Annotated in this window: 25 protein-coding genes; 17 read left to right on the top strand and 8 right to left on the bottom strand. The window is 69.2% G+C overall.

The genetic code is table 11. The annotated features are described in order from the left end of the window. Positions 1 to 16: 16 nt before the first annotated feature. Entirely contained in the window at positions 17 to 649 is a 633-nt protein-coding gene (locus tag FKO37_RS18595; protein WP_238605232.1) for a TetR/AcrR family transcriptional regulator, read from the bottom strand. Between the two features lie 125 nt (positions 650 to 774). Between FKO37_RS18595 and FKO37_RS18600 the strand changes: the two genes are divergently transcribed. The 4 genes from FKO37_RS18600 to FKO37_RS18615 all read left to right on the top strand — a co-directional run bounded on the left by FKO37_RS18600 (position 775) and on the right by FKO37_RS18615 (position 2,957). Further along, positions 775 to 1,260: a nuclear transport factor 2 family protein gene (locus tag FKO37_RS18600; RefSeq protein ID WP_238605233.1), complete on the top strand. Its 486-nt coding sequence runs from the start codon at positions 775 to 777 to the stop codon at positions 1,258 to 1,260. Continuing rightward, complete coding sequence (locus tag FKO37_RS18605; RefSeq protein WP_238605234.1) at positions 1,257 to 2,123, top strand: alpha/beta fold hydrolase; 867 nt, start codon at positions 1,257 to 1,259, stop codon at positions 2,121 to 2,123. The genes FKO37_RS18600 and FKO37_RS18605 overlap by 4 nt, the downstream gene beginning before the upstream one ends. Next, on the top strand, positions 2,120 to 2,593 hold the full coding sequence (locus FKO37_RS18610) for an NUDIX hydrolase (protein WP_238605235.1): 474 nt from the start codon (positions 2,120 to 2,122) through the stop codon (positions 2,591 to 2,593). Before FKO37_RS18605 ends, FKO37_RS18610 begins: the two co-directional genes overlap by 4 nt. A gap of 73 nt (positions 2,594 to 2,666) precedes the next feature. Further along, the gene (locus tag FKO37_RS18615; RefSeq protein ID WP_037818566.1) at positions 2,667 to 2,957 is read left to right on the top strand and encodes a DUF4235 domain-containing protein; all 291 of its coding nucleotides are present in this window, start codon (positions 2,667 to 2,669) and stop codon (positions 2,955 to 2,957) included. 67 nt (positions 2,958 to 3,024) lie between these two features. On the opposite strand, the gene FKO37_RS18620 is transcribed toward FKO37_RS18615, so the two are convergent. The 3 genes from FKO37_RS18620 to FKO37_RS18630 are packed head-to-tail and all read right to left on the bottom strand — an operon-like array spanning position 3,025 to position 5,382. Then, positions 3,025 to 4,086 (bottom strand): serine hydrolase, encoded by a 1,062-nt coding sequence (locus tag FKO37_RS18620; RefSeq protein ID WP_238605236.1) that lies wholly within the window; start codon positions 4,084 to 4,086, stop codon positions 3,025 to 3,027. 25 nt (positions 4,087 to 4,111) lie between these two features. Next, positions 4,112 to 5,170, bottom strand: coding sequence for a serine hydrolase (locus FKO37_RS18625; protein WP_238605237.1), 1,059 nt, complete (start codon positions 5,168 to 5,170; stop codon positions 4,112 to 4,114). 5 nt (positions 5,171 to 5,175) lie between these two features. Continuing rightward, the gene (locus FKO37_RS18630; protein ID WP_134667940.1) at positions 5,176 to 5,382 is read right to left on the bottom strand and encodes a hypothetical protein; all 207 of its coding nucleotides are present in this window, start codon (positions 5,380 to 5,382) and stop codon (positions 5,176 to 5,178) included. Between the two features lie 214 nt (positions 5,383 to 5,596). Here FKO37_RS18630 and FKO37_RS18635 point away from each other — a divergent pair, with 214 nt between their 5' ends. From FKO37_RS18635 to FKO37_RS18660, 6 genes are all read left to right on the top strand, one after another. After that, positions 5,597 to 6,991, top strand: a complete 1,395-nt coding sequence (locus tag FKO37_RS18635) for a sensor histidine kinase (protein ID WP_238605238.1) — start codon at positions 5,597 to 5,599, stop codon at positions 6,989 to 6,991. Further along, complete coding sequence (locus FKO37_RS18640; protein ID WP_134734059.1) at positions 6,988 to 7,635, top strand: response regulator transcription factor; 648 nt, start codon at positions 6,988 to 6,990, stop codon at positions 7,633 to 7,635. The genes FKO37_RS18635 and FKO37_RS18640 overlap by 4 nt, the downstream gene beginning before the upstream one ends. Positions 7,636 to 7,704: 69 nt before the next feature. Then, positions 7,705 to 8,763 (top strand): alpha/beta hydrolase, encoded by a 1,059-nt coding sequence (locus FKO37_RS18645; RefSeq protein ID WP_238605239.1) that lies wholly within the window; start codon positions 7,705 to 7,707, stop codon positions 8,761 to 8,763. Beyond that, positions 8,760 to 9,062: a hypothetical protein gene (locus tag FKO37_RS18650; protein WP_238605240.1), complete on the top strand. Its 303-nt coding sequence runs from the start codon at positions 8,760 to 8,762 to the stop codon at positions 9,060 to 9,062. The genes FKO37_RS18645 and FKO37_RS18650 overlap by 4 nt, the downstream gene beginning before the upstream one ends. Continuing rightward, positions 9,059 to 9,361 (top strand): hypothetical protein, encoded by a 303-nt coding sequence (locus FKO37_RS18655; RefSeq protein WP_238605240.1) that lies wholly within the window; start codon positions 9,059 to 9,061, stop codon positions 9,359 to 9,361. Before FKO37_RS18650 ends, FKO37_RS18655 begins: the two co-directional genes overlap by 4 nt. Next, complete coding sequence (locus FKO37_RS18660; RefSeq protein ID WP_238605241.1) at positions 9,358 to 9,972, top strand: DedA family protein; 615 nt, start codon at positions 9,358 to 9,360, stop codon at positions 9,970 to 9,972. Before FKO37_RS18655 ends, FKO37_RS18660 begins: the two co-directional genes overlap by 4 nt. A gap of 14 nt (positions 9,973 to 9,986) precedes the next feature. On the opposite strand, the gene FKO37_RS18665 is transcribed toward FKO37_RS18660, so the two are convergent. Beyond that, positions 9,987 to 11,189, bottom strand: a complete 1,203-nt coding sequence (locus FKO37_RS18665; protein ID WP_238605242.1) for an MFS transporter — start codon at positions 11,187 to 11,189, stop codon at positions 9,987 to 9,989. A 190-nt stretch (positions 11,190 to 11,379) separates the two neighbouring features. Here FKO37_RS18665 and FKO37_RS18670 point away from each other — a divergent pair, with 190 nt between their 5' ends. From FKO37_RS18670 to FKO37_RS18685, 4 genes are all read left to right on the top strand, one after another. Then, on the top strand, positions 11,380 to 12,267 hold the full coding sequence (locus tag FKO37_RS18670; protein WP_238605243.1) for a LysR family transcriptional regulator: 888 nt from the start codon (positions 11,380 to 11,382) through the stop codon (positions 12,265 to 12,267). Between the two features lie 258 nt (positions 12,268 to 12,525). Next, positions 12,526 to 14,349 carry a murein biosynthesis integral membrane protein MurJ gene (gene murJ, locus FKO37_RS18675; protein ID WP_238608291.1) on the top strand — a complete coding sequence of 608 codons (1,824 nt, stop codon included), beginning with the start codon at positions 12,526 to 12,528 and terminating at the stop codon, positions 14,347 to 14,349. Positions 14,350 to 14,382: 33 nt separating this feature from the next. After that, positions 14,383 to 14,544 (top strand): hypothetical protein, encoded by a 162-nt coding sequence (locus FKO37_RS18680; protein WP_238605244.1) that lies wholly within the window; start codon positions 14,383 to 14,385, stop codon positions 14,542 to 14,544. Between the two features lie 323 nt (positions 14,545 to 14,867). Beyond that, entirely contained in the window at positions 14,868 to 16,076 is a 1,209-nt protein-coding gene (locus FKO37_RS18685) for an MFS transporter (RefSeq protein WP_238605245.1), read from the top strand. A 4-nt stretch (positions 16,077 to 16,080) separates the two neighbouring features. Here FKO37_RS18685 and FKO37_RS47180 read toward each other — a convergent pair whose 3' ends face one another. Continuing rightward, positions 16,081 to 16,209, bottom strand: coding sequence for a hypothetical protein (locus FKO37_RS47180; protein WP_255443806.1), 129 nt, complete (start codon positions 16,207 to 16,209; stop codon positions 16,081 to 16,083). 173 nt (positions 16,210 to 16,382) lie between these two features. Between FKO37_RS47180 and FKO37_RS18690 the strand changes: the two genes are divergently transcribed. The 3 genes from FKO37_RS18690 to FKO37_RS18700 all read left to right on the top strand — a co-directional run bounded on the left by FKO37_RS18690 (position 16,383) and on the right by FKO37_RS18700 (position 20,007). Beyond that, positions 16,383 to 17,660 (top strand): GGDEF domain-containing protein, encoded by a 1,278-nt coding sequence (locus tag FKO37_RS18690; protein WP_238605246.1) that lies wholly within the window; start codon positions 16,383 to 16,385, stop codon positions 17,658 to 17,660. Positions 17,661 to 17,950: 290 nt separating this feature from the next. Further along, the gene (locus FKO37_RS18695; RefSeq protein ID WP_238605247.1) at positions 17,951 to 18,547 is read left to right on the top strand and encodes a bifunctional DNA primase/polymerase; all 597 of its coding nucleotides are present in this window, start codon (positions 17,951 to 17,953) and stop codon (positions 18,545 to 18,547) included. Between the two features lie 1,127 nt (positions 18,548 to 19,674). Further along, positions 19,675 to 20,007, top strand: a complete 333-nt coding sequence (locus tag FKO37_RS18700) for a WGxxGxxG family protein (protein WP_238605248.1) — start codon at positions 19,675 to 19,677, stop codon at positions 20,005 to 20,007. A 624-nt stretch (positions 20,008 to 20,631) separates the two neighbouring features. Here the strand turns inward: FKO37_RS18700 and FKO37_RS18705 are convergent. After that, positions 20,632 to 20,988, bottom strand: coding sequence for a hypothetical protein (locus tag FKO37_RS18705; protein WP_037818485.1), 357 nt, complete (start codon positions 20,986 to 20,988; stop codon positions 20,632 to 20,634). A 368-nt stretch (positions 20,989 to 21,356) separates the two neighbouring features. After that, positions 21,357 to 21,701, bottom strand: a complete 345-nt coding sequence (locus FKO37_RS18710; protein WP_238605249.1) for a hypothetical protein — start codon at positions 21,699 to 21,701, stop codon at positions 21,357 to 21,359. Positions 21,702 to 21,773 lie beyond the last annotated feature (72 nt).

Raw genomic sequence — 21,773 nt, forward strand, 5'->3', positions numbered from 1 at the left:
CCAGCGGCGGCGGTTTTCAGGAGATCCGCAAGCCCCAGCTCGCGATGTCCGTTGCGAGGGAGAGCAGTTCGGCGAGACCGGCTTCGTCCTCGCGCAGCGCGTCGGGACGCCAGGCGAGGCTGAGCACGCCGTTCCAGCTCGCCCAGAGAACCGTGGCCGCTTTGCGCGCGTCGAGCGGGCGGATCGCGCCGTCGGCGATGCCGCGCTCGATCGCGTCGATCATGCGCGCGTTCTGCTCGTCGACACGGTGCGCCAGGCGGGCCGCCGTTTCGGCCGCGGCGGGGTAGTTGCCGAGCGGGGCGGGGAACGCGAGCATCCGGAAGAACTCCGGCTGTTCGAGGTAGAACCGCAGGTACTGCTCGGCCGCGGCCTCCAGCTGTTCGATCGGGGAGCGGTCGGGCGTGTAGGCGCGGTCCATGTACTCGCGGTCGACATCGAGGGCCCGGTCGACGACGGCGGCGTGCAGCCCCGCCTTCGACCCGAAGTTGTTGTAGATCGACCCCACCGCGACACCGGCGCGCTCGGCGATCTCCTCGACCGTCGTCTCCTCGAACGGGCGACCCGCGAAGACCGTCTCGGCGGCCTTGAGCAAGGCGTCGATCGTCCGCTGCTTTCGGGGGTCGCGCGCCTTCGTGCCGCCGGTCGTCATCACGCCATCGTACGGCCGGTTTCTGCATCCATTGCAAGAACTCCCCGGCGCGTGCTACCTTCCGGAGACTTCTTGCAATCGTTACAAGAATTGTGCGCCCTTCCGGCGGTGGAGGAGGAAACCCGATGTCCGAACTCCGCGAACACGCCGCCGACCAGGAAGCCGCTGAGCTCGTGGAACGGTTCGCCGAAGCCTGGAGCCGGATGGATCCGGACGCGTTCACCCCGCTGTTCCAGCCCGGCGTCCGGTTGGTCCACCCGCTCGAGCGCACCACCCGCGGCGTCGCCGAGGCACGCGAATTCATGACGCGGACCATGAACCTCGTCCCGGATCTGCGCTACGACGTCCAGGGCTGGGCGAGCGGCTCGGGTCAGGTGCTGATCTGGGGCCGCCTCTACGGAACGCTCGGCGGCAGGCCGATCGAATGGCCGCTTGTCGACCGGATCGTGGTCGAGGACGGGCTGATCGCCGAACGGACCGCCTACTTCGACCCGCTGGTGATCATCGGCGCCGTGCTGCGGCGCCCCCGCGCCTGGCTGCCCTACCTGGGCAATCGGCTGCGCAGGTTCCGTGCCGGACGCGGTACAGGCAATCGCGGCGGCACGGCGTGAGCGACGCCGGATCCGCCCGCTCGGTGACGGTCGAGGGCGCGCGGCTCGCGTTCACCGAACTCGGCAATCCTTCCGCCGAACCGATCGTGCTGCTGCACGGCTATCCGGCCAACCGCCGCTCCTGGCGCCATCAGCTGCCCGGGCTCGCCGAGGAGCATCACGTCTTCGCGCTGGACTGGCTCGGCTGGGGCGAGTCGGAACGCCGCACGGACCTGTCCTTCGACTACGACACCGAGGTGGACCGCGTCGGACGGGTGCTCGACGCGCTCGGCATCGCCGAATGCAACCTGTTCGGCCACGATTACGGCGGCTTTCTGTCCCTCGGCTTCGCCCAGCGCCATCCCGACCGAGTGCGGCGGCTCGCGATCCTCAACAGCCGCGCGCACCGCACTTTCGTGCCGAAGTGGTACGCCGTGTTCTCGCTCGTCGGCATCCTGGGACGCAGCCCGTTCGCCGCCGTGCCGCTCCCGCTGGAAACGATCAACCGGAGGGCCCTGCGCGGGCTTTTGCGCGCCGGTGTCTTCGATCGCGCGACACTGGACAGCTACCTGAACTGGATGTCCACTTCGGACGGACGGCGTTGGCTCCTGCACTTTTTCAGCGAGTACCGGGTACCTGCCCGCCAGGAACTCGCTGAGGGCCTCGACAAGATCCAGTGCCCCGCGGCGATTGTGTGGGGAACTGCGGACGAGTATCTCCGGACTTCTATCGCTGAAGAACTCGCCGCCCGGATCCCTGAAGCCGAGCTCACGTTGATTGAAGGGGCTGGGCATTTCGTGATGGAAGAGGCGCCGGACGCCGTGCTTGCCGCCCTTCGTCGGCTGTTGGGTCTCGGGAGTAGCCAGGTAACCTGGCAGAAATGAGTTTCCGGTTAGCGGCGTACGCCGTGTGCATCGAAAACGAATCGGTACTGCTCGCGCGTTACGTTTCGCCGAAGGGCGGAAGCCACTGGACCCTTCCCGGCGGCGGCGTCGAGCCCGGGGAGGATCCGTTCGACGCGGTGATCCGCGAGGTTTCCGAGGAAACCGGGTGCGAGGCGGTGGTCGAACGCCTGCTGGGAGTGGATTCCCGGATCATCCCGGCGGCCGAGCGCCTGGTGCCGGATTCGGGTCCGCATCAGAATGTCGGGATCTTCTACCAGGCCCGGATCGTCGGCGGCGAGCTGCGGCCGGAGCCCAACGGCGAGACAGCCGAGTCAGTGTGGACGCCGCTGCCCGCCGTCGTCTCGCTTCGCCGGTCGGGCCTGGTCGACGTGGGCCTTTCCCTGGCGAGGACCAAACCGCCGACGGGCCACGTCGGACCCGTCGCGGTCGGCGGGCTGATCCAGCACTGACGGATCAGCCGCTGCGCGCATACCCCGCCGCAGGAGCGGGTACTGCTTGAGCGAGCGAGAGGGGACGGTGAACATGAACGTCAACAAGCTGCTGTACCGGCCGCTCGGCCTGCTGTTCGGCGTGCTGGGCGGGCTGGCCGCCAACGCGGTGTTCGAGCAGGTGTGGAAGCTGATCTCCGGCACCAAAAAGGCTCCGGAGCCAACACAGAAAGAACGCGGCTGGGGAGAGGTGCTGCTGGCGGCATCTGTGCAGGGTGCGATCTTCGGAGTGGTCAAGGCCGCTGTCGATCGTGGCGGGGCGACTGGGTACGACAAGCTTACCGGCCAGTGGCCTGGGGATACTGAGAAGCACGACAAGGCTTGAGATCCGAAGATGCGCTAACGGCCGCGGCCTGAGCCCGGCTCCCCAACCGGACCCAGGCCGTGGTCTTTCAGGCGCAGATCACCTTGTCGATCAACGAATAGAAGGCGTCATTCGCGGGTCCGCGGCCGAACGTCAGCGAAGCTTCCACCCGGCGCTTTCCGTCCGCGCTGGTGAACGCGATCGTCCCGTACCCGGGGATTCCGCCGGTGTGCCCGAAAACCGGGATTCCGCACGGCGTGGTTCGGGTTTCCACTCCCAGCCCGTACTCCTCGGCCGCGGAGCGCGGGGTGGTCATTTGCTTCAGCAGCGGCGGCGGCACCAGCCGTCCCGCGGCCAGCGCTTGGACGAACTTGTCCAGGTCCGCCGTGGTGGAGATCATCTCGCCCGCGGCGCCGCCGAAGCTCGGGTTCAGTTCGGTGACGTCGACCAGTTTCCCGTTCATCTCCTGGTAGCCGTGTGCGTGCTTGCCCGGGATCCTGGTGCGGTCCCCGGGGACCAGCGTGTGGTGCATGCCCAGCGGGCGCAGGATCCGCTTGGTCACCGCGTCGCCCCACGCGTGTCCGGTGGTTCGCTCGATCAGCATGCCGAGCACGGTGTAGTTGGTGTTGGAATACGAGAACTTGCTGCCCGGCGGGAAATCGAGCGGCCGCGCGGTCGCGATGGCGACCAGTGATTCTGGCGAAAAGTGCTGGTAGCGGACTTTCTCCAGATCAGCGCCGTCCAACGAGATTGCCCGGAGATAGTTGTAAAGGCCGCTGGTGTGCTGCAGAAGCATCCGCACGGTGATCTCCTTGCCGCGCGGCAGGAGTCCGGGCAGGTAGTGCTCGACGGGGGTGTCGAGCTGGATCCGGTGTTCGGCGACGAGTTGCATCACTACGGTGGCTACGAACGTTTTGGTCGTGCTGCCGATCCGGAATCGCCCGGTGGGCGAGACCGGCCGCCGGGAGTCCAGTTCGGACACTCCGGCGGTCACGGTCCGGGAGTGTCCGTCGTGGACTGTCCGGATCTGCACGCCGGTCGCGCCTGCCGCGACTGTTTCTTCCGCGACGGTGCGGACGGGGTCAGCCGCGGCTGGCGTGGTGGGGGCGAGCAAGGCCGCGGTCAGGGCAAAGGGCACAGCGTTCAGCATTGGTTTCCTCGTTCAGTGTTGGCACTCAGCTGCAAAAGAACTTGTCGAGCACGGCGCGAGTCCAGTCGAAGTTCGGGCCCCGGCCCAACGTGACCGAAGCCTCGACGCGCCGTTTTCCGTCCGGGCTGGTGAACGCGACGGTCTGGAACCCCGGAATCCCGCCGGTGTGGCCGAAAACCCGCACTCCGCACGTGGTGGTCGGGGTGCGCAACCCGAGCCCGTACTCCTCGGTGGCGGAACGCGGGGTGGTCATCTGCTTCAGCAGGTCCGGCGGCACCAGCCGCCCCGCCGCCAGTGCTCGGACGAACTTGTCCAGGTCCGCTGTGGTGGAGATGATCTCACCGGCCGCCCAGGCCATGCTCGGGTTCAAGTCGGTGACGTCGACGAGTTTCCCGTTCATCTCCTGGTACCCGTGCGCGTGCGGGCCCGGGATCCCGGTGCGGTCCCCGGGAACCGACGTGTGATGCAGGCCGAGCGGCCGCAGAATACGGTGTGCCGCTTCGGTTCCCCATGCGTGTCCGGTGGTCCGCTCGATGAGCATCCCGAGCACGATGAAATTGGTGTTGGAATAGGAATGCTTGCTGCCGGGCGGGAAGTCCAGCGGCTTGGCCGTCGAGAGCGCGACCATCGACTCCGGCGAACGGTGCTGGTACCGGATCTTCTCCAGGCCGGGCCCGAGCAACGGGAGAGCGTCGGTGTAATCGTAGAGGCCGCTGGTGTGCTGCAGGAGCATTCGCACGGTGATCTGTTTGCCGTGCGGCAGGAGTCCGGGCAGATAGTGTTCGACGGGGGCGTCGAGCTGGATGCGGTGTTCGGCGACGAGTTGCAGGACCACAGTGGACGCGAACATTTTCGTCGCGCTGCCGATCCGGAACCGTCCGGTCGGCGAGACTGGCCGCCGGGAGTCCAGTTCGGACACTCCGGCGGTCACGGAGCGGGAGTGTCCGTCGTGGACTGTCCGGATCTGCACACCGGTCGCACCGGACGCGACGATCTCCTGGGCGAGCGTGCGAACCGGGTCCGGAGCAGCGGCATTCGGCGCCAGCAGCGACGCGGCCAGCACCATCGGCACGGCGGTCAACATCGGCGTCAGCCCTTGCGGCGCGCGGCGAAGCGCACGATCAGGATCAGCAGGCACGCCACGGCGATTCCGCCGGAGGTCATCCGGAACATGGTGTCCAGCCCGGTGAAACCGCCGATCGAGTTGGTGGCGGCGCTGGCGACGAAGATCAGGCAGAGCAGGGCGGTGACGGCCGGACCACCGGCCTGGCGGCTGCGGGAGGCTTCCATTTCCATGCCGACGACATTAGGAACCGCCGACGCACGCCGACATGCCTTCAACACCCGACTTCACGGTAGCGCCAGCGCTACCATGCTCGTTCGGGCCTGCCCGGTCGCGCAAGAACAGTGCGGTTCTCACGGTTCCTTCCTGACGGCCGCGGGCCCGGCTGATTATTCGGGGTTTCCGGTCGGAGGTGTCGCCGCATCCGCGGTCGGTAAAGTGATCCGCATGGCAGTGGGCCGGATCGTTTGTCTGCTTTTCGTCGCGGCCGTGCTGGGGTTCGAGAGTTTCGCGGGCGGCACGGTCCGGTGGGAGGAACTGCTCGCCGGGCTTGCCGGAGTCGGCCTCGCGGCGGCGCTGGTCCGCCGGTTCCCCTCCGCTGTCGTGGCTTGCGCGGTCGCTGTGGTGCTCGTGCTGTCGTTCGTGCCCGCCACGGCGAATCCCGTCCGGTTCTGGCCTTGGGCCGCCGTCGCCGGGTTCGCTTATCTCGCCGGGCGGTGGGGCGAGGATCGGCTGGGCGCGGTCGCCGCGGTGCTCGGCGCCGGTTTGCCGGTCGTCGTGTTCGCCGAGGTCGCCGAGCGCGGCGGATTCGGTGTCCTTCACGGTCTCTACAGCTGGTTCCTCCAGGTTCTCGTCGTCCTCGCGGTCGCGGGCGGTCCCTGGCTGACGGGGCGCTACCGGCGGCAACGCGCGCGGCTCCACGCTGCCGGGCTCGAACGGGCCGCCTTGCTCGAGCGCAACCGGATCGCGCGGGAGATGCACGATTCCCTCGGCCACGAACTGGAACTCGTCGCACTTCGCGCGGCCGCGCTGGAAGTGGCCCCCGCGCTCGACGAGGACGTTCGCGTCCGCGCTGGTGAGGTGCGGGCTGGGGTTACCGCCGCGACTGAGCGGCTGCGCGAGATCATCGGGCTGCTCGGCGAGCCGGTGCCGGATCTTGATCGCCTCGTCACCCGCGCGCAAGCCGCTGGTCAGGAGGTCCGGCTGACTGTCACCGGTGCGCCGGTGAACGTCCCCGCCGTGTATCGGGTGGTGCGGGAGGGGCTCACCAACGCCGCGCGGCACGCGCCGGGAGCGCCGGTGACCGTGGACGTCGTCGCCGAGGGCGATACCACGACCGTCACGGTCGAAAATCCGGCCGATGTTCCGGATTCCGAGTCCGGGTTCGGCATCGCCGGGCTTCGCGAGATCGGGGAGGTCACGGCCGGGATGCGCGGCGACCGGTTCGTGCTGACCGTCGTCGTGCCGGCGGAGTGCCCTCGCCCGGCGCGGGAGCGACCGCGGCTGTGGCGGCTTGCGCGGGTTCCGCTCGCGGCCGGCGGCGGGGTGCTCGTGCTCGCGCTCGGCCTGTACTTCGTGACCGGCACCGACAACCGGCTCGACCCGGCCGTGTTCGAACGGCTGGTCGTCGGGCAGTCCCAGGAGGACGTCGAGAAAATGCTGCCCCGCTTCCAGATGCTCGGCGATCCCGCGCCCGAACTGCCCGGGCCGGTCCGGGCGGCGGACTGCCGGCGCTACTGGGCGAGCGTCCAGACCGACGCGCGCCTGTTCTATCGCCTGTGCTTCGCCGACGGGCGGCTGGCGGTCAAGGAAACCGCGCCGCGGGCGGCGGTGTCGCGATGATCCGCGTCCTGCTCGCCGACGACGAACCGCTGACCCGCGCGGGCATCGCCGCCGTGCTCGCCGCCGACCCGGAGATCGAGATCGTCGCGGAGGCCGGCGACGGGCGCGCGGCCGTCGAGCTGGCGATCGCGCACCGGCCCGACGTGGTTTTGCTGGACATCGTCATGCCGGTCCTCGACGGTCTCGCCGTGGCGGCCGAGCTGACCCGGACGGTCCCGACGGCAGGCGTGCTCATGCTGACCACGTTTTCCGCCGACGAGCAGATCGCGGCCGCGCTCGACGGCGGCGCCCGCGGGTTCCTGCTCAAGACCGGCGACCCGCGCGAGCTGTTCGCCGGGATCCGCGCGGTCGCGGACGGAGCCGCCTACCTCGCGCCGACGGTCGCGCACCGGGTCATCCAGCAGGTCCGGGGAAAGCGGCTCTCGAACGAGGCACGGGCGCGCAAGGCCGTCGACGCGCTCACCCCGCGCGAACGGGAGGTGCTCGCCCTTGTCGGCGCCGGCCTGCCCAACGCCGAGATCGCCCGTCGCCTCCACGTCGTCGAGGGCACGGTGAAGGTGTTCGTCACGTCGATCCTGCGGCGTCTCGAGGTCGCGAACCGGGTGCAGGCGGCGATCATCGCGCACGAGGCGGGGCTTCTATGACCTTCGGCTAGTCCGTCCGTTGCCCGGAGATAGATGCCGGGGTACGGCCGCGGCGACGAATCTGGCCGCATGAAGAAAACCCTGATCGCTGTCGCTCTGATAGCGGCGGCTCTCGTCGGGCAGGCGGGCGTGGCTGTCGCCAGTCCGGCGGCCATGAAGCTGCCCGCGCCGACCGGCCGGTACCCGGTCGGCATGAAGGAACTGCACCTCGTCGACCGGGACCGCATCGACCCGTGGACCGGCAAAGCCCGCGAGATGATGGTGTCGCTGTGGTATCCGTCGGCCGGGAACGGCAAACCCACTCGCCAGTTCTCGCCCGGCGTCGCGGACTACTACGACCGTCTCATCGGCCCGGGCTCCGCCGATTTCGAGAGCACCGTCACCCACTCGCGCACTGGAGCGATTCCGCTGCCTGTCCGCGAACAGGCCATTCTGTACTCGCCCGGTGCGATGCAATCCCGCTTCCTCGGCACCGCGCTGGTCGAGGATCTCGCGAGCCGCGGATACCTCGTGATCGGCATGGACCACACGCCGACCGCGCCCGTCCAGTTCCCCGACCGGGTCGAGTTGCCGCAGGCCGGTCTCGACCCGGCGCAGGTGCTGGCCGAACGAGTACGCGACACGAGCTTTTTGCTCGACGAACTCGGACTGTCGCGGGTCGGCATGTTCGGCCACTCCATGGGCGGCTACACGACCGCCGACGCGATGATCGCCGACCCCAGGATCAAGGCGGGCATCAACGTCGACGGCAGCATGGATCCCCGCTACGGCAACGCCGCCCGGGTCGGCGTCACGCGCCCGTTCCTGCTCATGGGCGGCGGCACGAGCAGCGGGCGGCCCCGCAACCACCGGCACAACGACGACTGGGCCGCGTTCTGGGCCGCGTCGACCGGCTGGAAACGCGACGTGTACCTGCCCGACGCCGAACACATGAGCTTCACCGACGCGCAAGTCATGCTGCCGCAGGTCCCCGGCGACCACACTGCCATGATCGGCACTGTTGATCCCGCCGGAAGCCTTGCCGCGCAACGGAAGTACGTCGCGGCCTTCTTCGATCTGCATCTGCGTGGCCGCTCCACGACCGTGTTCGACCGGGCGGCGCATCCGGTCGTGGAGCTGATCCCGTGATCGCCGAGCTGCTCGACGGGCTCGCGTCCCTGCCTCCGGCGGCGGTGACCGCGGTCGCGGGGGTTCTGGTGTTCGGCGAGTGCACGCTGGGGCTCGGGTTTATCGCGCCGGGTGAAACGGGGTTGTTTGTCCTGGGCACGACGGCGACGGCTCCGGACCGGTTCGGCACTGTTGATCCCGCCGGAAGCCTTGCCGCGCAACGGAAGTACGTCGCGGCCTTCTTCGATCTGCATCTGCGTGGCCGTTCCACGACTGTGTTCGATCGGGCGGCGCATCCGGTCGTGGAGCTGATCCCGTGATCGCCGAGTTGCTCGACGGGCTCGCGTCTCTGCCTCCGGCGGCGGTGACCGCGGTCGCGGGGGTTCTGGTGTTCGGCGAGTGCACGCTGGGGCTTGGGTTTATCGCGCCGGGTGAAACGGGGTTGTTCGTCCTGGGCACGACAGCGACGGCTCCGGACCGGTTCGGCACCGTCGACCCCGCCGGAAGCCTTGCCGCGCAACGGAAGTACGTCGCGGCCTTCTTCGATCTGCACCTGCGCGGCCGCTCCACGACCGTGTTCGACCGGGCGGCGCATCCGGTCGTGGAGCTGATCCCGTGATCGCCGAGCTGCTCGACGGGCTCGCGTCCCTGCCTCCGGCGGCGGTGACCGCGGTCGCGGGGGTTCTGGTGTTCGGCGAGTGCACGCTGGGGCTCGGGTTTATCGCGCCGGGTGAAACGGGGTTGTTCGTCCTTGGCACGACAGCGACGGCTCCGGACCGGTTCGTCGTCATGTGGCTGGTCACCACCGTGTGTGCCATCGCGGGCGACCTCCTCGGATACTGGCTGGGACGGCGATACGGGCCGTGGCTGCGACAGACCAGACTGGTGCGGCGGTACGGCGCGACGGCATGGGATCGCGCCGCGGACACACTGCGCCGGCGGGGCGCATGGGCCGTGCTGATCGCGATCTTCCTCCCCGTGCTCCGGACGCTCGTCCCCGCGGCGGCGGGCACGTCGGGCTTGCCGCTGCGCAAGTTCCTGCCCGCCGTGGCTGTCGGGGCGACGGCCTGGTGCGCGCTGCACATCGCGATCGGCGCGGCTGCGGGCGAGGCGGCGCGGCAGATCGAAACCTGGGTCGGCCGGGGGAGTTGGATTCTTCTCGCCGTACTCGTGCTGGGCGCGGCGGGCATGGCGCTCCGCCGCGCTGCTCGGTCACGGGCGAACGTATGAGGCGCGTCTGCCGCCTAGGCTGGTCTGGCGGCAGCTTCGTCAGCCGGGGCGGTGCGCATGGAGGCGAACGCCGATACCAGTGCGGCCGCGGTGAGTCCGACGCCGAACCATATGGCTCCGGTCAGTCCGACGTTGTTCGCGAACAGGCCGCCGAGCAGCGCGCCGAGGGCGATGGAGATGTTGTACCCCATGGTGTTCAACGACATCGCCGCTTCGAACGCGTCCGGGGCCGCGGCGAGGATCATGTTCACCTGGCAGAGATTGGCCGCGCCGAAGGCAATTCCCCACAACGCCACGGACACCGCGAGACCGGCCGCGTGATTGCCGACTAGGAGCAGAAGCAGCAGCGAGACGACGAGCCCGGCGCAGGAGACGACGAAGGTCGCCTTCATGTTCTTGGTGACGGTGTGCGCGGCGGCGAAGTTGCCCGCTGCGCCGCCGACGCCGAAGACGATCAGCAGGACGGTGATCAGACCGGGCGAAGCCGCCGCTTGGCCTTCCATGAACGGGCGGATGAAGGTGTAGGCGCCGAAGTGGCCGAGCACGTAAAGCGTGACGGTGATCATGACTGCGCGCAGACGGCCGTTGCGCACCGGCAAGAGGAAGATCTCGCGGACGGGGATGGCGTCGGTCGAGGGAAGGGACGGAACCGCCGCGGCCACGAGCAGGCACACGACCGCGCTGAGCCCGGCCCAGATCGTGAATGTCGTGCGCCAGTCGGTGAGATCGGCGATGAAGGTGCCGAGCGGCACGCCGACCACCGTGCCGATGGACATGCCCGACAGGACGACCGCGGCGGCGCGGCTGGCTTGGTCCGGCACCAGGCGCGTCGCCATGCTGACGCCGATCGCCCAGAAGACCCCGTGCGCGAAGCCCATGATCAACCGGGTCGCGAGGACCACGACGAAATCAGGCGAGTGCGCGGTGATCAGATTCCCGGCGGCGAGGACGACGAGCAGCGCGGCGAGCAGCGCCCGGCGGTCGACCCGGCGGGTCCAGGCCACGATGAACGGGACGCCGACGCCTGCGGAGACGCCGTATCCGGTCACGACCATCCCGGCGATGCCCACCGAGACGGCCAGCCCGCCGCTCATCGGAGTGAGGAGGCCGACGGGCATGAGTTCCGTGGTGACGAAGACGAACAGGCTCGCCGTGATGGCGGCGACGCCGAGCCATGCCCGCGAAGACGAGGGCGAGGCAGTGCTGGATGAGGACATGCTTCTTCCTGGATTCGGTGGTTCGCGGGGTATCCGGCTCGGTTGCGCTTCAGTGCGCCGAGCCCGTCAGTTCCGGAGACCGGGCGCTCCGGTGTCTCGGGAACTGCTTGTGCGAACCAGTCTCGCGACGACCGATTCATGAGTCCAACACAACCTTGTCATCCCATCTATCGTGATTCACGATGGATAGGTGGAGTTGCAGCAGATGCGGTACGTGGTCGCCGTCGCCGAGACCATGAGCTTCACCCGCGCCGCCGAGCGGTGCCTGGTGGTGCAATCCGCGCTGAGCCACCAGATCGCGCGTCTCGAACGCGAGCTCGGCGCCCGGCTGTTCGAACGAACCAGCAGGCGCGTGCGGATCACCCCCGCCGGGGAAGCGTTCCTGTCCGCGGCCCGCGAGAGCCTCAACGCGGCCGAACGGGCTGCCGCCGAGGTTTCCGCCGCCGTCGGCGAGGTGCGCGGGCGGCTGGCTGTCGGACTGATCCCGACTGTCGCCGCGGTGGACATCCCCGACGCGCTGCGCAGATACCGCATCGAATACCCCCAGGTGCGCCTCAGCATCCGGGTCGGAGCCAGCGAAAACCTTGCTGACCAGGTCCGGCAGGGGATCATCGAGGTCGCGTTCCTCGGGCTTCCGACCTCGATGCGTCCGCAAGGAGTCAACGCACGCGAGCTGGCCCGTGACCGGCTCGTCGCCGTTGTCGCCCCGGACCACCCGCTCGCTGGGGAACGCACTGTCGACCTTCGCCGGCTCGCGACCGAGGTATTTATCGACTTGCCGCTCAACACCGCGGGCCGGAACCAGTCGGACGAGGCGTTCGCCGCCGCCGGTCTGAACCGCGAAGTCGCGTTCGAGGTGACCACCGCCGACTTCATGATGGCCCGGCTTGTCCGGCAGGGCTTGGGAATCGCGATGCTGCCGTCGATGTATGTGCCCCAGCTGTCCGACCTGACCACGATCGAGATCACGGACGCTCCGACGCGCGTCGAATACCTCATCTGGGCCGATACGGGGTTGACCCCGGCGGCGACCGCGTTTCTCGAGATGCTGGAGCTGCCGCCGGAAAAGGACGGCTGAGCGCGGCTCCGCGCTCGACCGCTGCCGTGCGCGAAGTGACTACGCTGGGGGATCGAATCGACCGTTGACGATGGGGCAGTGTTGGAGAGAGACCCGGAGTGGCCACCCGACCGTCCCGTCGAACGGGCCACCCGCCGCCCGCCGCCTGAGCACCCGCCGGCGGAAGACGGTCATCGCGGGCAGTTGCCGCAGCCGCCGCCGTCCGCGCCGCGATGGCCGCCGGTCCGGTCGTGGCGGCAGGAGCGCGGGCAGAACAGCATGCCGTTCGGCGCGCCGCCGCTGGCGCCGGACGATCCGGACGCGACGGTGTTCATCCCGCGCGTCGGCGGGGTGCCGGCGAGTTCGAAGTGGCCGGTCGTCGATCCGGATGCGTTGCGCCCCTACGACTCGCTCGCCACCCAGATGCTGCCGCGGCTGCCCGCCGCCCCGCCCGGCGAGAGGCCGGGACGCCCCGGCCGTCCGCCGCGGGTCGAGCCGAAGGCGCCGTCGATCGCCAAGTCGAGCGGGAAGATGGCCATCGCGTCGCTGGTCAGCCGGGTCACCGGATTCCTGTGGAAGATCATGCTCGTGTGGGCAGTCGGCACCGGCGTGGTCAACGACTCGTTCACGATCGCCAACACGTTGCCGAACAGCGTCTTCGAACTGCTGCTCGGCGGCGTGCTCAGCAGTGTCGTGATGCCGCTGATCGTGCGGTCGCAGGACGATCCCGACGGAGGCGCGGCGTACACGCAGCGCATGCTCACGATGGGATTGACGGTGCTGGGCGTGGGCACCGTCCTTGCCGTGGCGGCGGCACCCGCGCTGACCTCGCTGTACCTGGATCAGGGCGGGCACGCCAACTCCGAACTGACCAACGCGTTCGCCCGGCTGCTGCTGCCCGAGATCTTCTTCTACGGCGTTTTCGCGTTGGTGTCCGCGATCCTCAATGCCAAGCACATCTTCAGCCCGACGGCGTGGGCGCCGGTGATGAACAATGTCGTCGTCATCGCGACCCTGGCGTTGTTCATGCTCATGCCGGGCAAGATCTCGACCGATCCGGTGCGGATGGGCGACCCGAAGCTGCTCGTGCTCGGCATCGGCGTCACGCTGGGCATCGCCGTGCAGGCGGTGCTGCTGGTGCCGCCGCTGCTGCGGACGGGATTCCGCTTCAAGTGGCGGTGGGGCATCGACAAGCGGATGAAGGAGTTCGGCGGCCTCGCGCTGTGGATCCTCGGCTACGTCGCGATCAGCCTGGCCGGCCTCACCGTCAACACCCGGGTGCTGACCAGCGGCGACCCGGGCGGGGTGACCATCTACGCCAACGCCTGGCTGCTGTTCCAGCTGCCCTACGGGGTGATCGGGGTGTCCCTGCTGACCGCGATCATGCCGCGGCTGTCGCGCAACGCCGCGGACGGCGATGTCCGCAAGGTCGTGGCCGATCTTTCCTACGCGTCGCGCATCTCGACGGTGATGCTGGTGCCGATCGCCGCCGTGCTGACGGTGGTGGGCGAGTCGATCGGTATCGCATTGTTCAGCGGCGGCGCGAACTCCGTCGCCCAGGCGGGCCGGCTCGGCGAGGCACTGGCGGTCTCGTCGTTCGGGCTGCTGCCTTACGCGCTGGTCATGTTGCAGCTGCGGGTGTTCTACGCGATGAAGGACGCGCGCACGCCGACGCTGATCATGGTCGTGATGACCGTGGTGAAGGTTCCGCTGCTGTATCTGTGCCCGGTGTTGCTGGACCCGCACAGCATCGTGCTGGGCACCATGCTGGTGAACTCGCTGACGTTCGTGGTCGGCGCGATCCTGGGCCAGGTCTGGCTGTGGGTGAGCCTCGGCCACCTGCGCAGCAAGCGGGCGCTCGGGGTAATCCTGTTCACGCTGGTGGCGAGCGCACTCGGTGCCGCCGCGGCGCTGGCCGTCGGATGGCTCGTGCCGGACTTTGGGGGTCGGGCTACTGCGTGGGTGAAGCTGATTCTGCAGGGTCTGGTCGGGCTGGGGGTGTCGTTTGGGGTGCTGGCGGCGTTGAGGATTGAAGAGCTCGCGCCTGCGCGGAAGAGGCTTGCGCGGTTGGTTAAGCGGGGGGAGCGATCGACGGATGGGTAGTTCGGATTCAGCCGCCTGGCTGGTGAGCATCCGATGACCTCGGAGCAGACCCGTGCGCTGGTTCGGGCGGTGGAACATCTGGCGGAACCGGCCGCGGCGCAGGTCGCTTATCTGCGGACCTGTCCGTCCGCAGACGAGCTGGCTCTCGTGCGCACGCTCGCGAGGGATGCGCTGGTCCGCTTGAACAGATCCTGAGCAATTGTCAATCAGGGAGAGGCACACCGTAGTAGCTGTGGTATCCCGCTGACCAGCGCTCGACCGAGAACGAGTCGAAGTCTCGGGCTTCCTCGCACTCGGTCAGGTACTCCAGGGCCTCCCGCGCCAGCGTGGCCGGGTATTCGCGTCGAACCCGGCTTGCCTCTCTGTCGCGAGAATTCCGCGGATCTGGCGGATCCTGCTGCCGGAGCCAGGAAGGGCGCGCCTGATTTCGGACGGGAAAAGGAATCTCCCGGCAAGACGTGCATTCGCCGTACCTGCGGGGGTGTGCCCGCCCGTCCGTGATCGGCCAAGCTGGGCTGGTGGCGACGTATCGGCAGGTGTTCGGCAGACCGGAGTTCCGGGCGCTGTTCGCGAGCATGGTGGTTTCGGTCGCGGGCGATCAGTTCGCGCGGGTGGCGTTGTCGTTGCTGGTCTTCGACCGGACGCGGTCGGCGGGCTGGACCGCCGGGGTCTACGCCTTGACGTACGTGCCGTCGATTTTCGCCGGTCCGTTGCTGTCGGGCCTGGCGGATCGGTGGCCTCGGCGGCGGGTCATGGTGGCGGCGGATCTGCTGCGTGCGGGGCTCGTCACGGTCATGGCGATTCCCGCGCTGCCGTTGCCTGCGGTCGCGGCGCTGCTGGTGGTGGTCCAGGCGGCTGGGGCACCGGGCAACGCGGCTCGGGCGGCGACGGCCGCGGCGGTTCTGCCGGGGGAGGAGTTCCTGCTGGGCAAAGGCGTGCTGGACACGGTGGTCCAGCTGGCGCAGGTGGCGGGGTTCGCGACGGGCGGGACGCTGGTCGCGTTTCTCGGTCCGGGGCAGGCGCTCGTCGCGGACGGGGTGACGTTCGTGGTGTCGGCTGCGGTGGTGCGGTTCGGCATCCGGGCGCGGCCGGCGCCAGGGGTGGCGGCCGCTGGGACGCGGCTGGGGCGGTGGTGGGCCGATCTGCGGGCCGGGACGGTGCTCGTCGTGCGGACGCCGCGGTTGCGTTCGCTGGTCGGATTGGCTTGTGTGGCCGGGTTTTACGTCACCGTCGAGGGGCTGGCGGCACCGTACGCGGAGTCGATCGGCGGGTCCGCTCAGGCAGTCGGGGTGCTGCTCGCGGCGAGTCCGGCGGGGACGGTGCTCGGGATGCTGATCGTGACGCGGCTGCCGTCGCCGGTGCGGATGCGGTTGCTCGGGCCGCTCGCGGTGGCGGCCAGCGTTCCGCTCGTGGTGTGCGCGATTCAACCGGGGCTGGCCGTGACAGCGGTCTTGTGGGGGCTGTCGGGCATGGCCAGCGCTTACCATCTGCCGGCGTCGGCGGCGTTCACGTTGGCGGTTCCCGACCATCGGCGGGCCCAGGCTTACGGACTCGCCGCGACCGCGTTGACGACCAGCCAAGGTGCCGGGATCGCGCTGGCCGGGCTCGCGGCGACCGCGGCCGGCCCGAGCACGGTCCTCGCCGTCGCCGGGGTGCTCGGCGTGCTGACGGCGATCGCGGCGGGAGCGGCTTGGAACCGCGCCCGCCGCGCTGCCGAACCGGGGTAGCGGATCAGCGGGCCCACTCGTTCCCGCGGCGGCCCCATTCGTTGCCTCGGCGGATCCATTCGTTGCCCTGGCAGCGGGTCCACTCGTTGCCGCGGGCGAAACGGGTCCATTCGTTGCCGGGTGCGTTGCGCATAGTGATGCCTTTCTCGCGGTGGTTGGTCCGACCGGCGTATCGACGGCCGGTGACAATGCGATTACCGTGATTAATCTTCGTTGACAGGGGCGGATACCAGCGTGACGGGAAAGAGTGGCAGACGCATAACGACGTGGGGATTGTGGTCCCTGCGGCGTCCCGCCCTGTGCCTGGTGCTCACGGTCGACGCCGTGGCGGTCGCGATCGCGGTGCTTTCGTCCCTGTCCGCCGCGATCACCCCGACGCAGTGGCTGTGGTTCGCCATCCTCACCGCGGCCGCGGTCGCGCATCTCGAGGCGGTCCGCACGATCGAGCGGCGTCGCGAGCAGGCGTCGAAGAAAGCGCCGTACACGAATCTCAAGAGCCTGTGGGTGTTCGCCGCGCTGCTGGTGCTGCCGCTGCCGCTCGTCATCGGCTTGACCGCGGTGTCGTATGTGTATTGCTGGTACCGGGTTTACGGGCCGACGATCCTGTTCCGGAAGTTCTATTCGGCCGCGACGTTCGTGCTCGCGTCGGCCGTCGCCTCCGCTGTCCTGGACGGTCCTCTGCTGCCGCACGACGTGTGGTCGCTGCTGCGCGTGGCCGCCGCGGCCGGGGTGTGGTGGCTGGTCAACTACGCCCTGGTCGTCGTCGCGATCGGGTGGTCGTCGCCCGAGAAACTGCCGATTCGGCAGGCGCTGGGGCATCCGGGCGACCAGCTGGTCGTCGCGTCGGCGCTGGGGCTCGGCGCGACCATGGCCGTCCTGCTGGTCCACGAGCCGTGGGCGCTGCCCGCTCCGATGATCGCCGTGCTGTGCGTGCACCGCGATCTACTGCTGCCCCAGTACTTGCGGGCGTCGCGCACGGATCAGAAAACGGGCCTGGCGACGCCGGTGTACTGGGCCGACGTCGTCACCGCTGCCCTCGACCGCGCGAAACTCAGCGAGACCGGCCTCGGCGTGCTTTTCCTGGACGTCGACAAGTTCAAAGCCATCAACGACACCTACGGGCACCCGGCGGGCGACCAGGCGATCCGCGCGGTCGCCGACCTGGTGCGCGCGGAAGTCCGGTCTCAGGATCTCGTCGCCCGCTATGGCGGGGACGAACTGGCGATCCTGCTGCCGGGCCTCGAACCGGGCCAGTTGCTGGCTGTCGCCGAGCGGATCCGCTCCCGGCTGGCGCGTACTCCGGTCGTGCTCACCGCCACTACGGACGGTCAGCCTCGCACGCTGTCCGGGGTGAGCACCTCGATGGGAGTGGCGTCGTATCCCGGCGACGGCATTTCGGTCGAGCAACTGCTCATGTCGGCGGACGGTGCGCTGCTGCAGGCCAAGCAGAACGGCCGCAACCAGATCAGGGTCGCAGGAGCGGCGCCGGTGCGGGGGATGCATGGAATGTCCGAGATGCCGTCAGGGAAATCTCGGGAAGATCAGGGCAACGCGGTTGCGGATCATTCTCGTCAAATGCCCTGAATGCGACGCGATATGGCCGCCTGACGGTTCCTTCGGCCGGGACAATTTCGTTCAGTTCCAGCTGTTCCTGGACCTGTTGGGAGAATCCGAGATGAGCACCCCGTACGAGGAACTCGGTTCGCTTTAGCCGCCACCCGCAACGGTGTGCGCTGCCGGTTTGCTCCCGGTTCACTGGCTGGTGTGCGCCTCGCCGCGGACGCATGGTGGTCGGGCGGTACCCCGGTTCCCGCACCGTCCGTCGCGGCTTGACCTGCACGGACGGGTCTCGTCACTCGGAAGGGGCTCTTGTGATGACCGCTGTCGCGCGCGGTAGCCGTTCACGTTGCTTGGCTGGGGACCACGGGGTCGCGCTGCGCTCGCTGCGCGCGGCGGCCGAGAACTACGCCGCGCTGGGCTGGCCAGTGCTGCCGGGGCCGGTGTGCGACGGGTTGACGACCTGGGATCCGGTCAGTTTCGAGCGGCTTGGCGGCCGGGAGTCGACGATGTCCCCGTCTGAGGCCACGGTCGATCGCCGGGTGGTTTCGAAATGGTGGGCCGTGCATCGGCAGGCGATTCTCGCCCCGGTAGGAGAGCATTTCGACGTCGTGCGCGCGCCGACACACCTAGGCTGGCGCGCCCTAGCCGCGTTCGACGGCGGGTGCCCGCTCGGCCCGATGGCGCTGTCGCCGCACGGAGCGTTTTTCTTCGTCGAGCCCGGGACTTGCGGGGACTCCGAACTGGCGTCCGGGGTGGAGGTCCTTTCGTCGGGTGACCTCGTGGTGCTTCCGCCGAGCCGGGTCGTCGCCGGGGTTGTCTGGTGGCGGATATCGCCATTGGAGCGCGACTTGCTGGGTGACGGGGCCGGGATTTTGCGGAAGCTTGCCGAGCTTTCCGGCGAATCCGCGTAGGTCTCGCGCGCCGCACGCCGACTGGATGATTCGCGCCTGGCGCCATCGCCGAAGTCGACGAGGCGCGGGAACGAGCGCGCTGAACTCCGGTACGGGCTGGGTCACTCGTCCAGGTGGTCTCGCGGTTGTCCTCGCGATGATCGGCTATCCGAGCGCGGACCGAATGCCGCGAGGGAAGCGAGGAACGCCATGACTGCCTGGTGGGGACTGGTGGGCTTGGCCGGACTGCCCGGGATCTTCGGCCTGATCCGCGCGTCGGCCAGACGGGACCCGCTGGCGCGCTATCCGACGGCGCGCGAACCCGCGGTCCCGAACGCCGACGCGGCGCACACCCCGTTGATGACGCCCCGGGTTACGCCGGAGATGCTGCACCGCGATGGGGGTCTGCCGGGCGGTGAGGCGGAGTCTGGCCGGGTTGCGCCGGAGATGTCGCGTCGCGACGGGGGTTTGGTGGGTGGCGCGGGGGAGTCTGGCCGGGTTGCGCCGGAGATGTCGCGTCGCGACGGGGGTTCGGCGGGTGGCGTGGCGAAGCCTGCCCGGGGCGCGCCGGAGATGCCGCGTCGCGATAGGGGTCTGCCGGGTGGCGCGGCGGAGTTTGCGCGGGGCGCGCCGGAAGTGCCGCGTCGCGATGGGGGTCCGCCGGGTGGTGAGGCGGAGTCTGCTCAGGGCACGGTGCCGCGGGCGAGGGCCGGTGACCACGATCGTCCGGTGCCGACTGCGGGGGTTCGGCCGGAAGCGCCGCCGTCGGCTGGGCGGTTGCGTCGGACTGGTGCGCCGAAGTCATCGTCGGGTGGTCGGTCTGCGGTGCGGGAACCGTTATCCCGCAGGCAAGTTGCCCGGCCTTCGCCTTCCGCAGCGCAGGAACGGGACGCAGAGGGGCTCGTTCCGACGCAGCCGTTCGCCGCTCCTTCGCGCTCGGACGGCGAGCCCGGGAAATCCGGAACTCTCGCTGGCGAATTGCCGCAGGCAGCTCCGGAACGTGCCGAAGAGCCGTCGCCCACAGCGGAGCAATGGAGTCCGGGCAGGCGGCTGAGTGAGACGGCTCGTCAGTTGGCCGCCTCGGCCGTGCGGACCGTCCGGGAGCGTCGAGGCCAGTTCATCCGCATCATTCGAAAGGGGAATTCCCCATGACCGCTCAAGTACGTCGTCAGATTTGCGCTCTCGTTGCCGCGGCCGCGATCCCGCTCGCTGGGGCCGGGACCGCCGAGGCCGCCGTCGTGGCGCCTGGGACCGCGCAAGTGCAGAACACCGGCGACACCGCCAATGACGACCACGACAACGGCAACAACGGGTTGTGGGGGCTGCTCGGGTTAGTGGGTCTGCTCGGTCTCGCGGGTCTGGTGCGCCGCGGTCCCAAACCAGGTGCGATGGCGGGATACCCGGCCGCGCCGGATCGGCAGGCTCCGCCCGCGAATACCTATCCTCCCGCTGGTCCGCGACGTGAGCCGCCGGGTGTGTGAGGTTGATTTCCGGCTAGGCGGGGAGGGCCGCAGCGGCCTCCCGTCTCGTTGACGAAAGTTGCTGTGCGGGAACGGCTCGATTGCTCGGGCCGTTCCCTTGCGCACGAAGAAACCGCTGTCCGGCGCGGTGATTCCGCGCTCGTACCCGGTGAACGCGCCGGCCGGGACCGATGCGGGCCGCCAGCGCGTGGAGCGGCCGCCGGAAACGATTTGTCCGCACGAAAAAACACCGCCCGGACAGCAGCGTCCGCACGAGAAACACCGTCCCGGGCAGCAGTGTCTGCACGAAAAGCGCCGTCCCGGGCAGCAGCGTCCGCACGTAAAAACACCGCCCCGAGGCAGCAGTCGCCGCACGAAAAAGCGCCGCCCCGAGGCAGCAGTCGCCGGGGCGGCGGAAGTGGGTTACCGTGTCGAACACGCCGGGTGGGACCGGCATTGCCTCAGCCAGGGTCACCGGTCCCACCCGTGCCGACGTCGCGGGGCGTCGGGGCCGTCCGGGGCGCGGAACTGGAGTGTGCAGCTCTTTCCGTGCTCCGGACGCACCTCAGGACGCTGACGCGAACCGTCGGACTCCGTGCCTCGGCCTGCTTTCCGCACACACAGCGGGCGGCCTCGGCAGGAGGCTCAGCCGCCCTGGACGCTGCCGCCGTCGACGACGGCGCCCGAGGCGCAGTTGTACGGGGACTGGCCGGAGGCGCTGTTCTCGCCCGGCGACAGGATCGGCACGCCGATGCCGTTCAGCGAGTTGCGGACCGGGACCTGGACCCCGAGGACGTTCACGTCGTTGCCGCACAGGCCGAGCGTGCCGTTGACGTTGTGCGCCACGTCGGTGTTGTTCAGGTTCACCAGGCCGACCTGGCCGGGTCCGCCGTGGTGGTGCCCGTGGTGGTGGCCGTCCGCGGTGTCGGCGGCCGCGATGCCGCCGAACAGGAACGCGCCCGCTGCCATCGCGCCGGACACGAGACCGATCTTCTTCAGCATTCAGAACTCCTCTGGGAATTTCGGCGACCGGCGATGCCGATCGCGGACTCTGACGATTGCGTCAGCGGTCGCGGCAATGAAGGTGTGTGCTCCGCGGCCGGATGAGGAAAACGTACTGGCATTCCGGAGTCGTTTCCACCTCTCGCCACCATCGTGTCGGCCGCCGATCCGCTGACCGGGCTGCAAGGTCTCTTTCGGGTTTATCCGGGAGCGCTATTGTAATGGGGCCAACAACATTCGCTTCTCCTCGCCGGTCAAACATCGAGCCCAGCGGAATATGCGCATTCTCCGGAGATCAGAATATTCCGTGCACGCGAAAGGGCTCTGCGCCGCCGGGGACGGCGGCGCAGAGCTTCCGGAAACCGTTGCTACCGCGTGGGCCAGGCCTCCGCTTCCGCCGCGAGAGCGGTGGCGACGTCGAGTTCGCTCGAGCGCACTTGCGCGGCGAGCGTCCCCGGCCGCGGCTGGAGCAGCAGCCAGCCGGTGACGTCCTGGTCGGTGTAGCGCGGCGCTTCGTCGTCGCCGATGCCAAGGGCCGCAAAGTATTGCCGCGCGGCCCACGTTTCCGGGACCCACGCCCGTTCCCAGCGCAGCACGATCCGCGCGAGGTCGTTGCGCGGGTCGGCCGGATGGATAAGGCGGTCGCCGGCGATGGCGACCAGGCGCGGGGTGTAGGTGGCGCCCGGGGCGCCGATCATCAGGTGACTGTCCATTCCTCCCCCGAGTCCGCGGGCGGAGTTCGTCCGCCCGCGCGAAAAAAGCTGGGCATCAGCGGGGAAGGACGG

It is taken from the genome of Amycolatopsis sp. Poz14, from assembly GCF_006704225.1.
In the GTDB taxonomy this organism is placed as follows: Bacteria; Actinomycetota; Actinomycetes; order Mycobacteriales; family Pseudonocardiaceae; genus Amycolatopsis; species Amycolatopsis nivea.